Source organism: Microbacterium sp., assembly GCF_047605725.1.
In the GTDB taxonomy this organism is placed as follows: domain Bacteria; phylum Actinomycetota; class Actinomycetes; order Actinomycetales; family Microbacteriaceae; genus Microbacterium.
Map to the genome: position 1 here is coordinate 1 of NZ_JASGFE010000059.1, position 17,030 is coordinate 17,030.

At 71.8% G+C, this 17,030-nt stretch carries 14 protein-coding genes; 9 read left to right on the plus strand and 5 right to left on the minus strand.

What is annotated here, in order from left to right; translation table 11 throughout:
* The 3 genes from recQ to QM641_RS11430 all read left to right on the plus strand — a co-directional run.
* Positions 1-1,880, plus strand: a 1,880-nt coding sequence (recQ, locus tag QM641_RS11420) for a DNA helicase RecQ (protein WP_415116557.1), incomplete at its 5' end; no start/stop codon positions are given.
* Positions 1,881-1,958: 78 nt separating this feature from the next.
* Positions 1,959-2,219: a hypothetical protein gene (locus tag QM641_RS11425; protein WP_415116559.1), complete on the plus strand. Its 261-nt coding sequence runs from the start codon at positions 1,959-1,961 to the stop codon at positions 2,217-2,219.
* Positions 2,216-2,647, plus strand: a complete 432-nt coding sequence (locus QM641_RS11430) for a TA system VapC family ribonuclease toxin (protein WP_415116561.1) — start codon at positions 2,216-2,218, stop codon at positions 2,645-2,647. Before QM641_RS11425 ends, QM641_RS11430 begins: the two co-directional genes overlap by 4 nt.
* A 59-nt stretch (positions 2,648-2,706) precedes the next feature.
* On the opposite strand, the gene QM641_RS11435 is transcribed toward QM641_RS11430, so the two are convergent.
* Complete coding sequence (locus QM641_RS11435; protein WP_415116563.1) at positions 2,707-4,323, minus strand: amidohydrolase; 1,617 nt, start codon at positions 4,321-4,323, stop codon at positions 2,707-2,709.
* Positions 4,324-4,530: 207 nt separating this feature from the next.
* On the opposite strand from QM641_RS11435, the gene QM641_RS11440 reads away from it, so the two are divergent.
* Positions 4,531-6,309 (plus strand): glycoside hydrolase family 3 protein, encoded by a 1,779-nt coding sequence (locus tag QM641_RS11440; protein WP_415116565.1) that lies wholly within the window; start codon positions 4,531-4,533, stop codon positions 6,307-6,309.
* Positions 6,310-6,459: 150 nt separating this feature from the next.
* Positions 6,460-8,571 (plus strand): acyl-CoA dehydrogenase, encoded by a 2,112-nt coding sequence (locus QM641_RS11445; protein ID WP_415116567.1) that lies wholly within the window; start codon positions 6,460-6,462, stop codon positions 8,569-8,571.
* Between the two features lie 155 nt (positions 8,572-8,726).
* Here QM641_RS11445 and QM641_RS11450 read toward each other — a convergent pair whose 3' ends face one another.
* Positions 8,727-9,875, minus strand: coding sequence for an ATP-binding protein (locus tag QM641_RS11450; RefSeq protein WP_415116569.1), 1,149 nt, complete (start codon positions 9,873-9,875; stop codon positions 8,727-8,729).
* Positions 9,876-10,385: 510 nt separating this feature from the next.
* On the opposite strand from QM641_RS11450, the gene QM641_RS11455 reads away from it, so the two are divergent.
* Positions 10,386-10,547 (plus strand): hypothetical protein, encoded by a 162-nt coding sequence (locus tag QM641_RS11455; RefSeq protein ID WP_415116571.1) that lies wholly within the window; start codon positions 10,386-10,388, stop codon positions 10,545-10,547.
* Between the two features lie 121 nt (positions 10,548-10,668).
* On the opposite strand, the gene QM641_RS11460 is transcribed toward QM641_RS11455, so the two are convergent.
* A complete protein-coding gene (locus QM641_RS11460) occupies positions 10,669-12,294 on the minus strand; it encodes a DUF222 domain-containing protein (RefSeq protein ID WP_415116573.1) in 1,626 nt (541 codons plus the stop codon).
* Positions 12,295-12,504: 210 nt separating this feature from the next.
* Between QM641_RS11460 and QM641_RS11465 the strand changes: the two genes are divergently transcribed.
* Positions 12,505-13,110 (plus strand): DNA-3-methyladenine glycosylase I, encoded by a 606-nt coding sequence (locus QM641_RS11465; protein ID WP_415116575.1) that lies wholly within the window; start codon positions 12,505-12,507, stop codon positions 13,108-13,110.
* Here the strand turns inward: QM641_RS11465 and QM641_RS11470 are convergent.
* Positions 13,074-13,766 carry a response regulator transcription factor gene (locus tag QM641_RS11470; RefSeq protein ID WP_415116577.1) on the minus strand — a complete coding sequence of 231 codons (693 nt, stop codon included), beginning with the start codon at positions 13,764-13,766 and terminating at the stop codon, positions 13,074-13,076. The two genes, QM641_RS11465 and QM641_RS11470, sit on opposite strands and share 37 nt — an antisense overlap.
* Entirely contained in the window at positions 13,763-15,859 is a 2,097-nt protein-coding gene (locus tag QM641_RS11475) for a histidine kinase (RefSeq protein WP_415116579.1), read from the minus strand. The genes QM641_RS11470 and QM641_RS11475 overlap by 4 nt, the downstream gene beginning before the upstream one ends.
* A 181-nt stretch (positions 15,860-16,040) precedes the next feature.
* On the opposite strand from QM641_RS11475, the gene QM641_RS11480 reads away from it, so the two are divergent.
* Both QM641_RS11480 and QM641_RS11485 read left to right on the plus strand, forming a co-directional pair.
* Positions 16,041-16,496 (plus strand): DUF6220 domain-containing protein, encoded by a 456-nt coding sequence (locus QM641_RS11480; RefSeq protein ID WP_415116581.1) that lies wholly within the window; start codon positions 16,041-16,043, stop codon positions 16,494-16,496.
* Positions 16,497-16,520: 24 nt separating this feature from the next.
* Positions 16,521-17,030, plus strand: a 510-nt coding sequence (locus QM641_RS11485; RefSeq protein WP_415116583.1) for a hypothetical protein, incomplete at its 3' end; no start/stop codon positions are given.

The following is a 17,030-nucleotide window of genomic DNA, read 5'->3' on the forward strand; positions in this document are numbered from 1 at the left end:
TCCGCCTGCCCGCCGACCGGGGCCGCGTCACCGACCCCGCGCCGCCGCAGGCCGCGGCATCCCACGTCGGCGCCGACCCGCGCGCCGTGCTCAAGCAGGTCTTCGGCTACGACGACTTCCGCGGCGACCAGGCCGAGGTCGTCGCGCACGTCGTGGCGGGCGGGGATGCCGTCGTGCTCATGCCCACCGGCGGCGGCAAGAGCATCACGTACCAGGTGCCCGCCCTGGTCCGCCCCGGCACGGGGCTCGTGGTCTCCCCGCTCATCGCCCTGATGCACGACCAGGTCGACGCGCTCGTGGCCAACGGCGTGCGCGCCGCCTACCTCAACTCGATGCAGACGCCCGCCGAGCGCGCCGGCGTCGAGCGCGCGTTCCTCGCCGGCGAGCTCGACCTGCTCTACGTGGCGCCCGAGCGGCTCTCCACGCCGCAGACCACGCAGCTGCTGCAGCGCGGGAGCCTCAGCGTCATCGCGATCGACGAGGCCCACTGCGTGTCGCAGTGGGGCCACGACTTCCGCCCCGACTACCTCGCGCTCGGCGACCTCGGCGAACGGTTCCCGGGCGTGCCGCGCATGGCGCTGACCGCCACCGCGACGCCGGCGACTCACCGCGAGCTGACCGAGCGGCTGCGGCTGGGCACGGCCCGGCACGTCGTGGCGAGCTTCGACCGCCCGAACATCCAGTACCGCATCGAGGCCAAGGTCGACCCGCGCCGCCAGCTCGTGCGGTTCATCCGCGCGCAGCCCGACGGTGCCGCCGGCATCGTGTACGCCCTCAGTCGCAAATCGGTCGAGCAGACCGCCGAGCACCTCCGGGCGCAGGGGATCGACGCGCTGCCTTACCACGCGGGCCTTCCCGCCGATGTGCGCGCGCGCAACCAGGCGCGGTTCCTGCGCGAGAACGGCGTCGTCATGGTCGCCACGATCGCCTTCGGCATGGGCATCGACAAGCCCGACGTGCGCTTCGTCGCGCACGTCGACCTGCCGAAGTCGGTCGAGGGCTACTACCAGGAGACCGGGCGTGCCGGGCGCGACGGCGACCCCGCGGTGGCGTGGATGGTTTACGGGCTCGGCGATGTCGTGCAGCAGCGGCGGCTCATCGACCAGTCGCCCGGTGACCGCGCCTACCGCATGCGCCTCGGCCAGCACCTCGACGCGATGCTCGCCCTGTGCGAGACGGTCGGATGCCGTCGTCAGAACCTCCTCGCCTACTTCGGGCAGGACTCCGGCCCGTGCGGCAACTGCGACACGTGCATCGATCCGCCCGAGACGTGGGACGGGCTCGTGCCCGCCCAGAAGCTCCTGTCGACGATCGTGCGGCTCCAGCGCGAGCGCGGCCAGGCCTTCGGGGCCGGGCATCTCGTAGACATCCTGCGGGGTGCCGCGACCGAGCGCATCCGGCAGCAGGGGCACGATCGCCTGAGCACCTACGGACTCGGAGCCGACCTGAGCGAGCAGGATTGGCGCAGCGTCGTGCGGCAGCTGCTGGCCCGGGGCGTCCTGGTCGCGAAGGGCGACTACGGCGTGCTGGGCCTCGGCGAGCAGGCTCCCGCCGTGCTGCGCGGCGACGACCCGGTGCCGCTGCGGCGCGACGTGCTGGGGCGGACCGGAGCCGCCCGTGCACGCAAGCAGCCGGCCGCCGACACGCTGGAGGCCGGCGACCGCTCGCTGTTCGAGGCGCTGCGCGAGTGGCGTGCGGGCGCGGCGCGCGAGCTCGGCGTACCCGCCTACATCGTGTTCGGGGATGCCACGCTCCGGGCCCTCGCCGAGCACCGCCCGCGGCGCATCGAGGACCTGGAGGGCATCACCGGCATCGGCGCGAAGAAGCGCGAGGCCTACGGCGAGGCGGTGCTCGCCGTGATCGCCGCCGACGGCGCCTGAGGCGCGAACCCGCCCAGATCGTCGGCTCCGCATTCGAGTGCATCATCGCATCAAAGATGGTGATGCTATGATGCACCCGTGTCCCGCACCACGATCACGCTCACGCCCGAGGCCGATGCGCTCGTCCGCCGCGCCATGGAGGAGCGTCGGGTGTCGTTCCGTGACGTCGTCAACGGCGCCATCATCGAGGCCCTGCGCACCGAGCGTGCCGACGCCGAGCCGTATGTGCTGCCGGTCTTCGACCTCGGTCCGATGAAGATTCCGGGCGACAGCGCCATGCGACTGCTTGCGGAGCTGGACGACGAGGAGTTCCTGCGCAAGATGGCGCTCGGCGAGTGAGGCTCATCGACGCCGACGTGCTCGTCTACGCGGTCAACGCCGGGTCGGCGCTGCACGAGCCGTCCCGGACCTGGCTGGAAAGGGCTCTTCGCGAACCGGAGACGCTGCTCATGCCGTGGCTGAGCCTGATCGCGTTCACGCGCATCACGACCAACCCTCGGATCGCGTCACCGGCGCTCTCGCCGGAGGATGCGCTGGCCGTCGTGGAGGGCTGGCTCGCCCGTCCGCAGGTCGTCGTGCCCGAGCCCGATGCCCGGCACGCCCAGCACATGCGTGAGCTGCTCGCCGCGAACGGTGGACGCGGCGGCGACCTCGTCAATGACGCCCATCTCGCCGCGCTGGCACTGCAGTACCGCGCCACCGTCGTGACCTTCGACAACGACTTCGGGCGCTTCCCCGGCGTGCGGTGGGAGCGCCCGGGCGCCTGAGCACCGCCCGGCGGGCAGGACCGCCCGACGTGCGCGTTCGCCCGACGTGCGGGGCCGGGTCAGCCGACGGCGTCGAACGCGACGACGCCGTCGAGCACGGTCAGGAGCACACGGCCCCGGGCCAGGGCGTCGGGGTCCGCCGCGAGCGGATCGACGTCGAGGACGGTGAGGTCGGCGCGGGCCCCGGGTGCGAGCACGCCGCCTGCGGCGCCGATCGACCGGTGGGCGTGCACGGTGTAGCCCTCCAGGGCCTGCCGGGCGGTGAGGGCCTGCTCGGGTCGCACCGGCGGGGCGTCCTCGTGCAGCGCGGGCCGGCGCAGCTGCGCGTCGGCCATGATCGCCAGCGGCTCGAACGGCGCGATCGGCCAGTCCGACCCGAGCGCGAGGGTCACGCCCGCCTCCCGCACGTCACGGGTGCGCCACGCCCGCCCGGCGCGGGTCGGACCCAGCCGGCGCGACCAGTCGTCGCCGCCGTCGGCGCGCACGTAGTGCGTGCAGTGCGTCGGCTGCATCCCGGTGGCGATGCCGGCGCCTGCCAGGAGCGCGATCGTGTCGTCGGTGACGGACTCGAGGTGCTCGATCCGGTGCTGCACACCGTTCGGCTGCAGGGCGGCGAGAGTCTGGGCGACCGTGCGGATGCCGCGCTCGCCGATGGCGTGCGTCGTGGTCGGGATGCCGTGATCGTGGAAGAACCGGATGCGGTCGGCGTAGGCGTCGGCGTCGCGCCAGAACGACTGCAGGCCCTCGCCGTCGGCATCCGGGCTGTCGAGCCACGCCGTGCCGCCCTCGACCGTGCCGTCGATGAAGAACTTGACGCCCTCGATCCGCCACCGCCGTCCGTGCGTGCCCTGCAGGCCTCGGATGCGCTCGAGGTCCGCGTCGGTCGACGTGGGCTCGCACCACGGCGAGATCCGCAGTCGCACGGCCAGCTCGCCCGCCGCCTCGGCGGCGGTGAGCAGCTCGAGGGTGTCGGGGGCCTCCATGTCGAGCACGTGCGCCTCGGTGATGCCCGCCGCGGCCATGCGCGCCAGCAGCTCGCGCAGCTGGTCGGCGCGCTCGCCGAGGGTGACGGCCGGGTGCACGGCCTGCACGAGCTTCATCGCGGTGAACTCCAGCAGGTGCCCGGAGGGGCGCCCGGTGCTGTCGCCTGCGATCGAGGCGCCGTCGTCGAACTGCCGTGGCGCCGTGATGCCGGCGAGGGCCAGCGCGGCGTCGGAGGCGAGCGCGGAGTGCCCGTCGAACAGCATGATCCAGGCGAGCCGGTCGGGGCCGAACAGCTCGTGCAGCAGCGCGTTGCCGAGCGGGGCGCCCTCGAACGCGTTGGGGTCGAGGCCCCACGCGAAGAACCAGTCGTCCTCGCCCAGTCCCGCCCGCCCGGCCTCCAGCGCCGCCCGCAGCGCGACCATGTCGGTGACGCCCACGAGGGAGACGCCGCGGACGAGGTCGAGGCTCATGATCGGATGGGAGTGGGCGTCGACGAGCCCCGGCACGACGGTGGCGCCGGGGAGGACGCGTACGACGGTCGCGGGTCCGGCGAGCGCGCGGATCGTGTCGGCGTCGGCGAGAGCGCTCACCCGGCCGCCGGTGATCGCGAGCGCCTGGACGGTGGGGGTCCCCTCGTCGAGCGAGTGCACGCGGTCGGCGATGACGATGAGCTCGGGTGCGGTCTCGGCCACGTCGGCCCCCTTGTCGTGGTGGACCCGGGCACGCGCCCGGGCTCCTCGGCGAACGATCGTGACAGCATCCTACGGAGCGGACGCGACCCGCGTGCCGCCCCCGGGCGGCACAAACCCGCAGTCGACGCGGCTTTCACTTCCGGTGCTGCGTCGATCCGCGTAAGGTCGGTGACGGCACCACCGCCGTTGCCCACGAAAGGATCCCTGATGACCGCTCCCGAGGATCGCCCCTGGCTCGACGCGAGCCTTCCCGTCGCCGAACGCGTCGAACTGCTGCTGCGCGAGATGACCGTCGAGGAGAAGGCCGGGCTGTTCTTCCACACGATGATCACGATGGGCGAAGGGGGAGAGCTCGCCGAGGCCGAGCCGGCGTTCTCGCTCCCGTCCAACCGCGAGTACGTGCTCGACCGCCACATGAGTCACTTCAACCTGCTCAGCGTCGCCCCGAAGGCCAGCGACATGGCGCGGTGGCACAACCGGTTGCAGGAGCTGGCGGCATCCACCAGACTCGGCATCCCGATCACGATCTCCACCGACCCGCGGCACTCCTTCACCGAGAACCCCGGCACGGCGCTGCTGTCCGGTCCGTTCTCGCAGTGGCCGGACGGGCTGGGGCTGGCCGCGACGCGCAGCGCGGAGATCGTCGAGCAGTTCGCCGACATCATGCGTCAGGAATACACCGCCGTCGGCATCCGCGTGGCGCTGCACCCGCAGGTGGACCTCGCCACCGAGCCGCGCTGGGCGCGTGCGCTGCAGACGTTCGGCGAGGACGCCGACCTCACCGGCGAGCTGGGCGCCGCCTACCTGCGGGGCCTGCAGGGAGCCTCGTTCGGGCCGGGATCGGTCTCTGCGATGGTCAAGCACTTCCCCGGCGGCGGCGCGCAGAAGGACGGTGAGGACCCGCACTTCCCCTACGGGCGCGAACAGGTGTACCCGGGTGGCCAGTTCGAGCTGCACCTGAAGCCCTTCGAGGCGATCTTCGCCGCCGGCTGCCGCCAGATCATGCCGTACTACGGCATGCCGGTCGGCACCGAGTACGAGGAGGTCGGTTTCGGCTTGAACAAGTCGATCATCACCGGACTGCTGCGCGAGCGGTTCGGCTTCGACGGGATCGTGTGCACCGACTGGGCCCTCATCAGCGACCACGAGATCCTCGGTGACCTGCACGTCGCCCGGGCGTGGGGGGTCGAGCATCTCTCGCAGGCCGAGCGGATGGCCAAGATCCTCGACGCCGGCGCCGACCAGTTCGGCGGTGAGTCGTGCGTCGACCTGCTGCTGGAGCTGGTCGCGGCGGGCACCGTCACCGAGGAGCGGCTGGACGTGTCGGCGCGGCGGCTGCTGCGCGAGAAGTTCGAGCTCGGCCTGTTCGAGAACCCGTACGTCGACGTGGACGCTGCGGACGCGATCGTGGGCGCGACGCGGTTCCGGGACGCCGGCGTCGACGCGCAGCGGGCCTCGATCACGGTGCTGAGCAACCGAGCGACGGATGCCGGGGCGCCCGTGCTGCCGTTCGCCCCGGGCCTGCGCCTGTACGTCGAGGGGATCGCCGCCGAGACGGCCGCCGCCTACGGTCAGGTCGTGGACACCCCGGCCGAGGCGGACATTGCGATCCTGCGCCTGCGGGCTCCCTTCGAGGAGCGCGCCACGGCGTTCGAGAACTTCTTCCACGCCGGCTCGCTCGACTTCCCGCAGGACGAGCTCGACCACGTCGCCGAGGTGGCCGCGGCGGTCCCGACCGTCGTGGACGTGTTCCTCGACCGGCCGGCGATCCTCGCGCCGATCGTGGAGAGCGCGCACGCGGTGGTCGCGAACTGGGGCGCGAGCTCGGCGGCGCTGCTGGACGTGCTCAGCGGTGCGTCGCCGGCGCGCGGCAAGCTGCCGTTCGACGTGCCGCGCTCGATGGCCGCGGTCGAGGCATCCCGCCCCGACGTGCCCTTCGACACCGCCGATCCGCTGTTCCGGTTCGGTCACGGCCTGACGCTCTGACCTCGCGCAGCGAGAGGGTGTCGGGAGGGAACAACGGGGGCGGCGCGAGCGGCCGCACCGGTTTGTAGGAGCCGGCCAACGGGCTTGAGGATGGCTTGTGGCCGACCTACGGTCATGGTGACTCCGTCCACTCTCCCCGAGAGGTCCCGCATGACCGACGCCGCCGTTCGTCCCGCCACGAGCAGGCGCACGCCCGCGGGCGGCGCCCCGACCGCGCCGCACAGCGCCGACGAGGCCCGCGCGGCCGATGCATCCGAGCCCCGCATCGACGTGACCGCGGTGACCGACCTGCTGCTCGGGACCTGGGCCGGCACCCGGCGCGAGGCCCGCGAGATGATCAAGGACCCGGTGTTCTGGCGCGTCGAGGGGATGCCGATGGCCGAGCACCGCGAGCGCGTGCTGGCCCAGCTGCGGCTGCTCGTCGAGCGCGGCGGCTCCCGGCGGGCGTTCCCGGAGGAGTACGGCGGCGCGAACGACAACGGCGCCAATGTCACCGGGTTCATGGAGCTGGTGCTCGCCGATCCCAGCCTCCAGATCAAGTCGGGCGTGCAGTGGGGGCTGTTCGCGTCGGCGATCCACCAACTCGGCACGAAGAAGCACCACGACCGATGGCTGCGGCAGGCGATGGACCTGGAGCTGCCCGGCGCGTTCGCCATGACCGAGACCGGGCACGGGTCGGACGTCGCCTCGATCGCCACGACGGCCGCCTACGACCCCGCCACCGAGGAGTTCGTGATCCACACACCGTTCCGGGGCGCCTGGAAGGAGTACCTCGGCAACGCGGCGCTGCACGGCAGGGCGGCGACCGTGTTCGCGCACCTGATCACCGGGGGCGTCGACTACGGGGTGCACTGCTTCTTCGTGCCGCTGCGCGACGACGAGGGCCGGTTCCTGCCCGGCGTCGGCGGCGAGGACAACGGTGTCAAGGGCGGGCTCAACGGCATCGACAACGGTCGCCTGCACTTCGACCATGTGCGCATCCCCCGCGAGAACCTGCTCGACCGCTACGGCTCCGTCGCGCCGGACGGCACCTACTCCAGCGAGATCGCCAGCCCCGGGCGCCGCTTCTTCACGATGCTCGGCGCGCTCGTTCAGGGCCGCGTGTCGCTGGAGGGGGCGGCTACGACCGCGACCGCGCTGGCCCTGCACATCGCGATCACCTACGGCAACCAGCGCCGCCAGTTCGACTCCGGCATCGGCACCGACGAGGTCGTGCTGCTGGACTACGGCAAGCATCAGCGGCGCCTCCTGCCGCTGCTCGCGCAGAACTACGCGCAGTTCTTCGCCGGCGACGAGCTGGTCAAGGCCTTCGACGACGTCTTCAGCGGACGCGGCGACACCGCCGAGGCCCGTGAGGACCTGGAGACTCTCGCCGCCTCGCTCAAGCCCCTCTCCACCTGGAACGCCCTGAGCACGATCCAGGAGTGCCGCGAGGCGTGCGGCGGCGCGGGCTTCATGGCGGAGAACCGCCTCGTGGGCCTGCACCACGACCTCGACGTGTACGTCACCTTCGAGGGCGACAACAACGTGCTGCTGCAACTGGTCGGCAAGCGCCTGCTCAGCGATTACGCCAAGCGGTTCCGGCGCAAGGCGCCGGCGGCGCTCGCCCGCTATGCGGTCGGTCAGACCGCGGGGCGCATCTTCCACGGTGCAGGGCTGCGGCAGCTCGGTCAGACCGTCGCCGACCTCGGCTCGACAGCGCGCTCGGTCGAGCTGGGCCTGCGCATGGAGCAGCAGCACGAGCTCCTCGCCGACCGGGTCGAGCGCATGGTCGCCGACCTCGCCGCGCGGCTGCGCCCGGCAGCCAAGGCCAGCCCCGAAGAGGCGGCGATCCTGTTCAACGCGAACCAGGCCGAGCTGATCGAGGCGGCCCGCGCGCACGGCGAGCTGCTGCAGTGGGAGGCGTTCTCCGATGCCGTCGCGTCGGTCGACGACCCCGGCACGCGGCAGGTGCTCACGTGGCTGCGCGACCTGTTCGGGCTCACGCTGGTCGAGCGGCACCTCGCCTGGTACCTCGTGAACGGGCGGCTGTCGGCCCAGCGCGCCGCCACCGTCTCGCGCTACGTCGACCGGCTATGCCTGCGACTGCGTCCGCACGCGCAGGATCTCGTCGACGCGTTCGGCTTCGCCCCCGAGCACGTGCGCGCGCCGATCGCGTCCGGCGCCGAGCGCGAACGCCAGGACGAGGCCCGTGCGTACCACGCCGCGCTCGCCGCTTCCGGAGAGGCCCCCGTGCCGGAGAAGAGCCTCTCCCGGAGATGAACGGCGGGCCCGGCGTGACGGTACCCGTTCCCCTGCCTCCCTCCGCCGGGCCCGCCTCATCCTCAGCGCACGCCGCGCTCACGCGTCGGCGATCTCAGCGACTTCAGCGTGCAACTCGCGTCGCCAGATCGTGCCGCGGGATCGGATTCTGCTGCTTACGAGAGTTCGCTGACCGAGCTGAGTGCGATGAGGTCCCGGAATGGCAGGACGGTGACCGTCTCTGACAGGCGGTATCTGCGGCTTCCCGGGTAGATGACCCACAGGTGTTCGAGGGTGAGGTCCTTCGTTGCGGAACGCATCGAAGGAGTCAGTCTCGGCGCGTCCGATCGTTTCACTTCGAAGCCGAGGCGGCGATGTCCGTCCAGGAGCAGGTCCAGCTCCGCTCCGTCTTTGGTGCGCCAGAAGTAGGGGCGTTCCTCTGCGGCACGACGAAGGATCTCCTCGATGACATATCCCTCCCAGGAGTTGCCCACGGCCGGGTGGCGGAGAAGGGCGGTGCGGGAGGTGACGTTCCCCCAGAGGGCGTGCAACAGTCCGGAGTCTCGATAGTAGGTCTTCGGGGTCCTCACGAGTCGCTTTCCCTGGTTGCTGTGCCACGGCGGGAGTGCGCGTATCAGCATGGCATCCTGCAACCCACCGAGGTATTTGCGGACGGTCGACTCTCCGATGTCGAGATTGCTCGCGATCGCGGCAGCATTGACCGGTCCGCCGTGATGGTGTGCGACAAGCCCCAGGAAGCGTTCCAGGGTGGAAGACGGCAGCGTGAGCCCGAACTCGGCCAGGTCTCTGTTTGCCAGCGTTCGCAGATAGGAGCGCCGCCATGCGAGCGAGTCATCGTCGTTCTCCGCCAGCAACGAGCGAGGGTACCCGCCCCGAAGCCAGACCGTATCGACGTCGGCGACGTCCGCCGGCCCCAAGCCGGGAAGTTCAATGATCTCCACGCGACCGGCCAGCGACTCCGACGACTGACGGAGAGCCGTGGGAGACGCGCTGCCGAGCACCAGGAAGTTCGCAGGCGCCCCCTCGCGGTCAGCGAGTACGCGGAGCACAGGGAAGAGCTCGGGGTGTCGCTGAACCTCGTCGATGACCACGGTCCCCGTGAGGTCGCCGAGCGCGAGCATGGGCTGTTCGATCCGGGCGAGGTCGGCGGGATCCTCCAGGTCGAAGTGGTTCTCCGACTGCGGTGGCACGATCCTACGAGCGAGCGTGGTCTTCCCGACCTGCCTGGCACCCACGAGAAGCACCACGGGAGCCCGTCGAAGCGCCCGTCGGAGCACAGCCTCGGCCTCAGGTCGGTCGATCATAGCCCTACAATACCCGGCAAATCCGCATGATGCATGCTGATTCGCCGGGTATCAACCTGGGCAGCGTCAAGCAGCGCCGCGACCGGAGCCGCCGTCGTGGATCGCGATCGGCGTCTCGGTGATCCTGCCGGCCGCGTACCTGATCCTGCTGACGGCCGTGTACGCGATGGCCGACTTCGGCACCGCGTACCCCGCTGACGCGCGGCGTCGCCGTGCTCGGTGTGACCCTCCTGTCGCTCACGCTGCTCGGCGAGCGGCTCGCACCGCTGCAGTTGTCGGGCGTCGGGGTCGTGGTCGCGGCGTACTCGCTCGTCGACGGCGTCGGCGTGCGCGAGTCCGGCTCGCTGCTGGGCTACGCGTCGTGGCTGTTCTTCCTGCAGGGCGTCACGATCCCGCTCGCGTGCCTGCTGCTCACGCGCGATCGGCCGCGCTTCACAATGGGCCTGCGCCGTCACGCGCGGCTGGGCGCGCTCGGCGGTATCCTCCTCTCTCGTCGCGTACGCGATCGTCGTGTGGGCGCAGTCGATCGCACCGCTCGCGCTCGTCTCGGCCCTGCGCGAGACCGGCGTGATCGCCGCGGGCCTGATCGGATGGCTCGTGTTCAAGGAGCGGCTCAGCCCGATCGGCACGGCCGCCGCCGTGGGCATCGTCGCGATCAGGCTGGGCGGGTGAGGGTCGGTTCCGGTCGCGTAGCACCGTGACTTCGGTCGAGGTGACGGTCAACGTCGACAATCGCACGATGAGTCGCACGTCGCCCACGCGCGAGCTGAGCTCGGCACCTTGTGCTGCGCGGTTAGGCGGCGGTGCGCCATGGGGGTCGGTCGGGTGGGGGGTCCCAGAGCCAGCGGAGGGAGGATTTCGACCGGAGTGGGATGGGGTGGAGGTTCATGCCGGGTGGGGCATGCAACAGGAACCCGCCACCGGCGACCGGTTCGATGCGCCAGCCGGTGTTGTGCAAGTGGAGATGGTGGTAACGACACAGCAGGACCCCGGATGCGCAGTCGGTGGCGCCGCCGTCGGCCCAGTGCTCGGAATGGTGCGCTTCGCAGTAGGCGGGGGGTCGGTCGCAGCCGGGCCAGAGGCACCCGCCGTCCCGGATCGCCATGACCAGTTTCTGCTTCGGTGAGTAGAGGCGTGCTTCCCTGCCGAGGTCCAGGGGGGTGCCGTGCGTGTCCACGGTGACCTCGACCATCCCGGTGACGCACAACGCGCGTTCGAGCACGGACCCGGGGATCGTCAACGTGCTGTCGTCGGACTGTGCGGTGGTGAGGAGTCTGCCGAACGCGTCCCGATGCACCCGGTCCCCGGTGACCGTATCGGTGAGGGTGACCAGGCGAACTCCGGCTTCCTTGGTGCCGTAGACGTCTTTCACGTCCGCGAGGGCTCCGGCACGGAGCACATCGAAGAACAGGTCATACGCCAGCTGATCATTGCTGCGGGAGTCGTTGACGAGGTCCTCTGCTTGTTTCTTCTCGCCTGCGGCGACGAACCTTGGCCCACCACGCCTCGGTGAGAGGGCGGTGTCCATGAGGTTCCGGAACCAGGTGCCGCCTTCGTCGTCGAACACGATATGCGCGGCAGGCAAACCGTCGCTGGTGGTGGACCACCGGAGGGATCGCTTCTGAAACCTCGCCGCGTACCGTTGTTCCGCCCCAGCGGGGTCGAGCAGGTCCCGCAGCACCCTCGCCCGGGAGGCGAGGTCCTCCACCGTGCACAGGGGTGCTTCGGCGGCGAGCTCCCGGGCGGCGCCCCGCCACGCCTCGATCACGGTCTCGGGGGTGGGCTGGTCGGTGCTGGGCTCCTGCCCGTGGAGGGTGGAGGGGCCGTCCGCGTTCGCCATCGTGGAGTGCAGGTCGCGGATGGGCGGTTCCCCGAGCCCGGCCTTGATCGCGTGCGACTGCGCGGTCGTGATCTGCCCGGACAGCAGCGCGACCCGCAACGGCTCATGCCACGGCAACGCAGTCGTCGCAGCGGCACTGTCGGTACCGTCCGCCCCGGCATCCGTGCCGTCCGCAGCACCCGTCGCCGAGTCAACACCGACCACCGGTGCGACGGCGTGCCCGTCCTTGTCGCAGTGCCCGTCCAACAGGGCTTCTCCGACCTTCACGGCGCGGATGGCTTCCCCTCGGGTCACCCCGGTGACGTCTCGGACGAACTCCACCGCGTTGCGATGCCCCGTGCCCTGCACGAGACCACCATGCCCGCGGTCCCTCCCCGAGCGGGCCGCGACGACGCCGACCAGCACGGTGCGCAGCATCGCGACCTGTTTCTCCAACCCGGCGACGATCCCGAGCGCATCCCGCACCGACCCGTCACTGAGCCGCACCGCCGACTCCGGCAGTTCCGTAGCGGGCACGTCGAGTTCCGCGAACACACCCAGCGCCACGACCTGGCCGCTGATATCTTCGAGAACTCCCATACCCATAGCATCCCACCACCCTCCGACATTGCGACTTATGGGCGTCTGGCTTGTGGGAGCGGAGCCCATTCGCGGTGCCGGAGGACGGGCGCGTACCGGCTCCCTGCGTTCCGGCCCGCTCGCCCTAGGTGCAGCCCCCGGGCGGGGGCGTCCGGCGCGTCGAGGATCGGGCTCCGACACGGCCGGCGCAGACCTCCTAAGGTCGGGTGCATGAGCCTCGACGTGCGGATCGACACCGACGGCCTCGCGCGCTGCGCGTGGGTCGGCGACGACGCGGAGTACCGCCGGTACCACGACGAGGAGTGGGGGCGTCCCCTGCACGGCGACCGGGCGCTGTTCGAGAAGCTGAGCCTGGAGGGCTTTCAGGCCGGGCTCAGCTGGATCACGATCCTGCGCAAGCGCCCGCGCTTCCGCGAGGCGTTCGCGGGGTTCGACCCCGAGACCGTCGCGGCCTTCGGCGTCGACGACGTGGAACGGCTCATGGCGGATGCCGGCATCGTCCGCAACCGCGCCAAGATCGAGGCCACGATCTCCAACGCCCGCCTCGTGGCCGAGTTGGCCGACGGCGAGCTCGACGCGCTGCTGTGGTCGTTCGCCCCCGCGGGGCACCGGCGCCCGGCATCGTTGGCCGACGTGCCGGCGACCACGCCCGAGTCCGAGGCGATGAGCAAGACGCTGCGAGAACGCGGGTTCCGCTTCGTGGGGCCGACGACCATGTACGCGCTCATGCAGTCTGCCGGCATGGTCGACGACCACGTCGACGGCTGCTGGCGGGTGGCTCAGCGTCCGGGCTCGATCGGCCGCGCGCTGCCCTGATCCTGCAGGTAGGCGAGCACGGCGGCCACCCGCCGGTGCACGTGCCGCTCGTCGGACAGCCCGAGTTTCGCGAACAGCGACGAGGCGTACTTCTCGATCGACGACTCGGAGAGGTGCAGCTCCTGCGCGATCGCCGCGTTGGTACGGCCCTGCGCCATGAGCCCCAGTACATCCCGCTCACGATCGGTCAGCGCGGCGAGCGGCGACGATGCCCGTCCCGCGTGGACGAGGGATGCCACGACGTCCGGGTCGATCTGGGAGCCGCCGCCGGCGACAGTCGCGACCGCACGGATGAGGGTGCGCGGATCGCCGATCCGCTCCTTGAGGAGGTAGGCCATGCCCGCGGTGCCGCCGCGGAGCAGCTCCATGGCATAGGCCGCGTCGTTGTACTGCGAGAGGACGACGATGCCGATCGACGGATGCCGCTCGCGGATGCGATGGGCCGCCTCGATCCCCTCGGTGCGGTGGGTCGGCGGCATCCTGATGTCGGTCACGACCGCGTCGGGGATCTCGCGATCGACCGCCCGCTCGAGCTCCTCGGCATCGCCCACGACCGCGATCACGTCGATCGTCCCGTCGGCCGACAGGGCGCGCCGCACGCCCTCCCGCACCAGGTAGTGGTCGTCGGCGACGATCGCGCGCAGTCGTGCCGTCATCGCCGCCCCCGTTCGGCGGTGAGCGGGAATGCGGCCGTGATGGTCGTCCCGCCGCCGCGCCGCGAGGCGACGTCGAACCGGCCCCCGACGGCGGCGACCCGTTCGCGCAGGTTCGCGAGGCCGCTGCCGGGGGCGGCGTCCGGTTCGAAGCCGGCCCCGTCGTCGCGGGCGCAGACGGTGAGCACGTCGCCGTCCACCTGCAGGGCGACCTCGATGCGGCGGGCCGAGCCGTGCTTCAGGGTGTTCGCGAGGGCCTCGGCGATCGTGAAGTAGGCGGCTCCCTCGACATCGTCGGGGAGGGCGGTGCTCCGCAGCTCGGGGTCCGCGCGGACCGTCGTGGATACGGGATGCCTCCCGGCCAGCGCCTCGACGGCGGCGAGCAGCCCGCGGTCGGTCAGCAGCGCGGGATGGATCCCCTGGGCGAGATCGCGGAGGTCGGCGAGCACGCGCCGCAATCCCTCTTGCGTCTGCTCGAGCTCCTCGCCGACGGGACCGGGGTATTCCTGCCGCGCGTGGCCGACGAGCCCGATCAGCGCCGTGAGGTCCTGCTGCACGCCGTCGTGGATGTTGCGCTCGATGCGGCGGCGCTCCTGCTCCTGCGCGCGGACGAGCCGGGCGCGCGAGGCGCGCAGCAGCTCGGCCTGATCGGCCAGCTCGCGCGTCAGCCGCACGTTGCGCACGGCCATGCCGGCCTGCCGGGCGAAGGTCTCGATGATCGCGACATCTGCGCTGCTGAGGTGCCCCGACGTCTTCGGCCCGCACTCCAGCATGCCGACCCGCTCGCCCTCGACCTCGATCGGCACGACGAGCGCGGGCTGCCGGTCGTCGTCGGCGTCGAGGGAGTCCTGGTCCGCGGCATCCAGCCCGCCGTCGTTGCGCAGCAGGCGTACGCGCGCCCAACGCAGACCCATGCCGTCCTCGAGCGTCGCACGCATGCGGGGGAGGAGCGCGTCGAGGTCGTCGGTCGCCGCGAGCGAGTCGCCGAGCCCCACGACCAACTGCGTCGGATCGGTGCGCGCACCGAACACCCAGCGGTCCGCGAGCTTCTCCAGGCGGGCGCGCACCGGCTGGACGACGACGGCGATGACCAGCGCGATCGTCGCGGCCCAGCCGACCGGCAGCAGGGCGCCCGCCGCGGTTCCGGCGGTGGATGCCACGACCACGAACACCACGGCGATGAGCGTCCAGAGGAGGCCGTAGATCACCGAACCGCGGATGACGTGGTCGGCGTTGAGCCCGTCCGGCTGCAGCACGCCGAGGCCCATCGCCAGGGTGAAGCCGATGACGACGACGCTCCACGCCAGCGTGATGAGGACCTCGTCCGCCGGGATGGCCTGGAAGACGAGCGGAATGGGCATGAGCGTCACGGGGAGGAGGAGCCAGCGCATCGGACGGCGCATGCGCGCGTCGGCGCGCCGGTAGCGCAGGACGAGCAGCACCGCCCCGACGCACGCGACGAGTGGGCCCGAGGTCTCCAGCAGGGCGCCGCCCAGGCGCGGATCGATCGAGCCGAACGCGCCGCCCCACGGGTTCGCGACCGGCGCGTCGGCGCGCACGTAGAACGGCAGCACGACAGTGGAGCTGCCGAGGAGGAGCACGACCGGCAGCAGGAGCGCCAGCCAGGTCAGCCGCAGCGCGACGCGCTCGTAGCGGCGCCGGACGACCCCGTCCGCGAAGAGCCCGAGGACGTGCGCGCTGGCGATCGCCGGGATCAGGTAGCCGCACTGCTGAGCGAGGTTCCACAGCGCCACCGTGGCGCCGGGCGCGCCGGCGGCCAGCTCGGCGCGCAGGACATACGTCACGAGCTCGAACACCGCCACCACCGTGCCGAGTGCCAGCCAGGGGGCGAGCGGATGCCGAGGGCGCCGCGCCAGGACGACCGCGGCGACCGTGATCGTCACGACGTACATCGCCATCCACGGCCCGATGTGCCACGGGTCTGCGGGGACGGCGACCACGCAGACCACGATCCAGCACAGTGCGCTCACGCCGAGCAGGCCCCAGGTCGAGGCGAGGCGCACGGCGTCCCGCGGGCGGGCGGTTCCCCGCAGCCCCAGGCCGGGCGCCTCGCCCGGCAGCGCGCTGGTGGTCATGGCACTTCCCATGATGGCCCTCGCCCGCGCCGGTGTCGTGGGGGTGAGCTTCCGGCACCGTTGCGGATTTCCGCAGTCGGATCCTGCGGCCAGCGCCGTGTCGGGCGTCACGCGGCGGAGCGTAGCGTGCCGTCCAACGACGCGGCCGTACTCGACGGACGCTCCGCGAGAGGGGACTCTCATGCGCAAGGCATTCCTCGTGATCAACGCGCTGCTGACGCTGTCGCTCATCGCGCAGCTCTACCTCGCCGCCCTCGGATTCTTCTCTCCGCCCGAGGACGAGCTGTTCCGGTTCCACGGCATGAACGGCCGGTTCGTCCTGCCGGTCCTGCTGCTCCTGTGGATCGTCTTCGGCTTGTTCGCCCGGATCGGCCGCTCGAACATCGTGCTCACGTTCGCGTGCCTCGTGCTGCTCGCGCTCCAGACCGCGTACTTCATCATCGCGGGGGCGATGGGGGCGACACCGCCGCCGAACGAGTCGACGCCGGGGGCGACGCCGTACATCCTCGCGCTGCACGGGCTCGGCGGCACGATCCTGCTGCTGCTCACCGTCGTGGTGTTCGGCCGGGTGCGCCGGCTGGGCCCGCTCGTCCGGTCGCGGGCGGATGCCGCGTCGCAGCCGACCGCGACCGGCTGAGGCCGATCCCGACCGGAGGCATTCATGAGCGCACTGTTCCTCGGCCTCGGCTACCTGGCGCTGGCCGCCGTCGGGGCGGCCTGCTGGGGGCTCGCTCTCGCGAGCGGTCGGGGCACGTCGCGCGCGGGCGGCCTGCTCGTGGGAGCGGGGCTCGCGGCACTGGCCGCCCGGGCCGTCGTGGTCGTGCTGCTGGTGCAGCAGGATGCCGGATTCGTCCAGGAGAAGGTCGTCGTCGGGCTGCCGCTGAGCGCTGCCGCGTCGGTCGTGGCCGCGGTGGCGTGGTTCCTGCCTGGGCGGGTGCGGGGGCCGGTGTCGGGCCGGGTGTCGTTTTCGGGCCCGGTCCCGGTGCGCGGGTCCGTGCGGCGCGCGGCGTTCACGAGCGGCGCGATGGCGGCGGCCCTCGCCGCCGCCATCGCCGAGGTGCTGCTCACGGTCGCCATCGGAGCCCCGGTGGGGGCGGCGAGCGCCGTGGCGGCGCTCGCCGCGGTCGCGGGCACCGGCGTCGTGACGGGCCTCGCGCGCGCGGCATCCGGG

Excerpts from the sequence above, each read along its gene's own strand:
- QM641_RS11480 (WP_415116581.1), top strand. The coding sequence starts at position 16,041 with ATGCGCAAGGCATTCCTCGTGATCAACGCGCTGCTGACGCTGTCGCTC.
- QM641_RS11450 (WP_415116569.1), bottom strand. The coding sequence starts at position 9,875 with ATGATCGACCGACCTGAGGCCGAGGCTGTGCTCCGACGGGCGCTTCGA.
- QM641_RS11470 (WP_415116577.1), bottom strand. The coding sequence starts at position 13,766 with ATGACGGCACGACTGCGCGCGATCGTCGCCGACGACCACTACCTGGTG.
- QM641_RS11440 (WP_415116565.1), top strand. The coding sequence starts at position 4,531 with ATGACCGCTCCCGAGGATCGCCCCTGGCTCGACGCGAGCCTTCCCGTC.
- QM641_RS11445 (WP_415116567.1), top strand. The coding sequence starts at position 6,460 with ATGACCGACGCCGCCGTTCGTCCCGCCACGAGCAGGCGCACGCCCGCG.
- QM641_RS11475 (WP_415116579.1), bottom strand. The coding sequence starts at position 15,859 with ATGACCACCAGCGCGCTGCCGGGCGAGGCGCCCGGCCTGGGGCTGCGG.
- QM641_RS11465 (WP_415116575.1), top strand. The coding sequence starts at position 12,505 with ATGAGCCTCGACGTGCGGATCGACACCGACGGCCTCGCGCGCTGCGCG.
- QM641_RS11460 (WP_415116573.1), bottom strand. The coding sequence starts at position 12,294 with ATGGGAGTTCTCGAAGATATCAGCGGCCAGGTCGTGGCGCTGGGTGTG.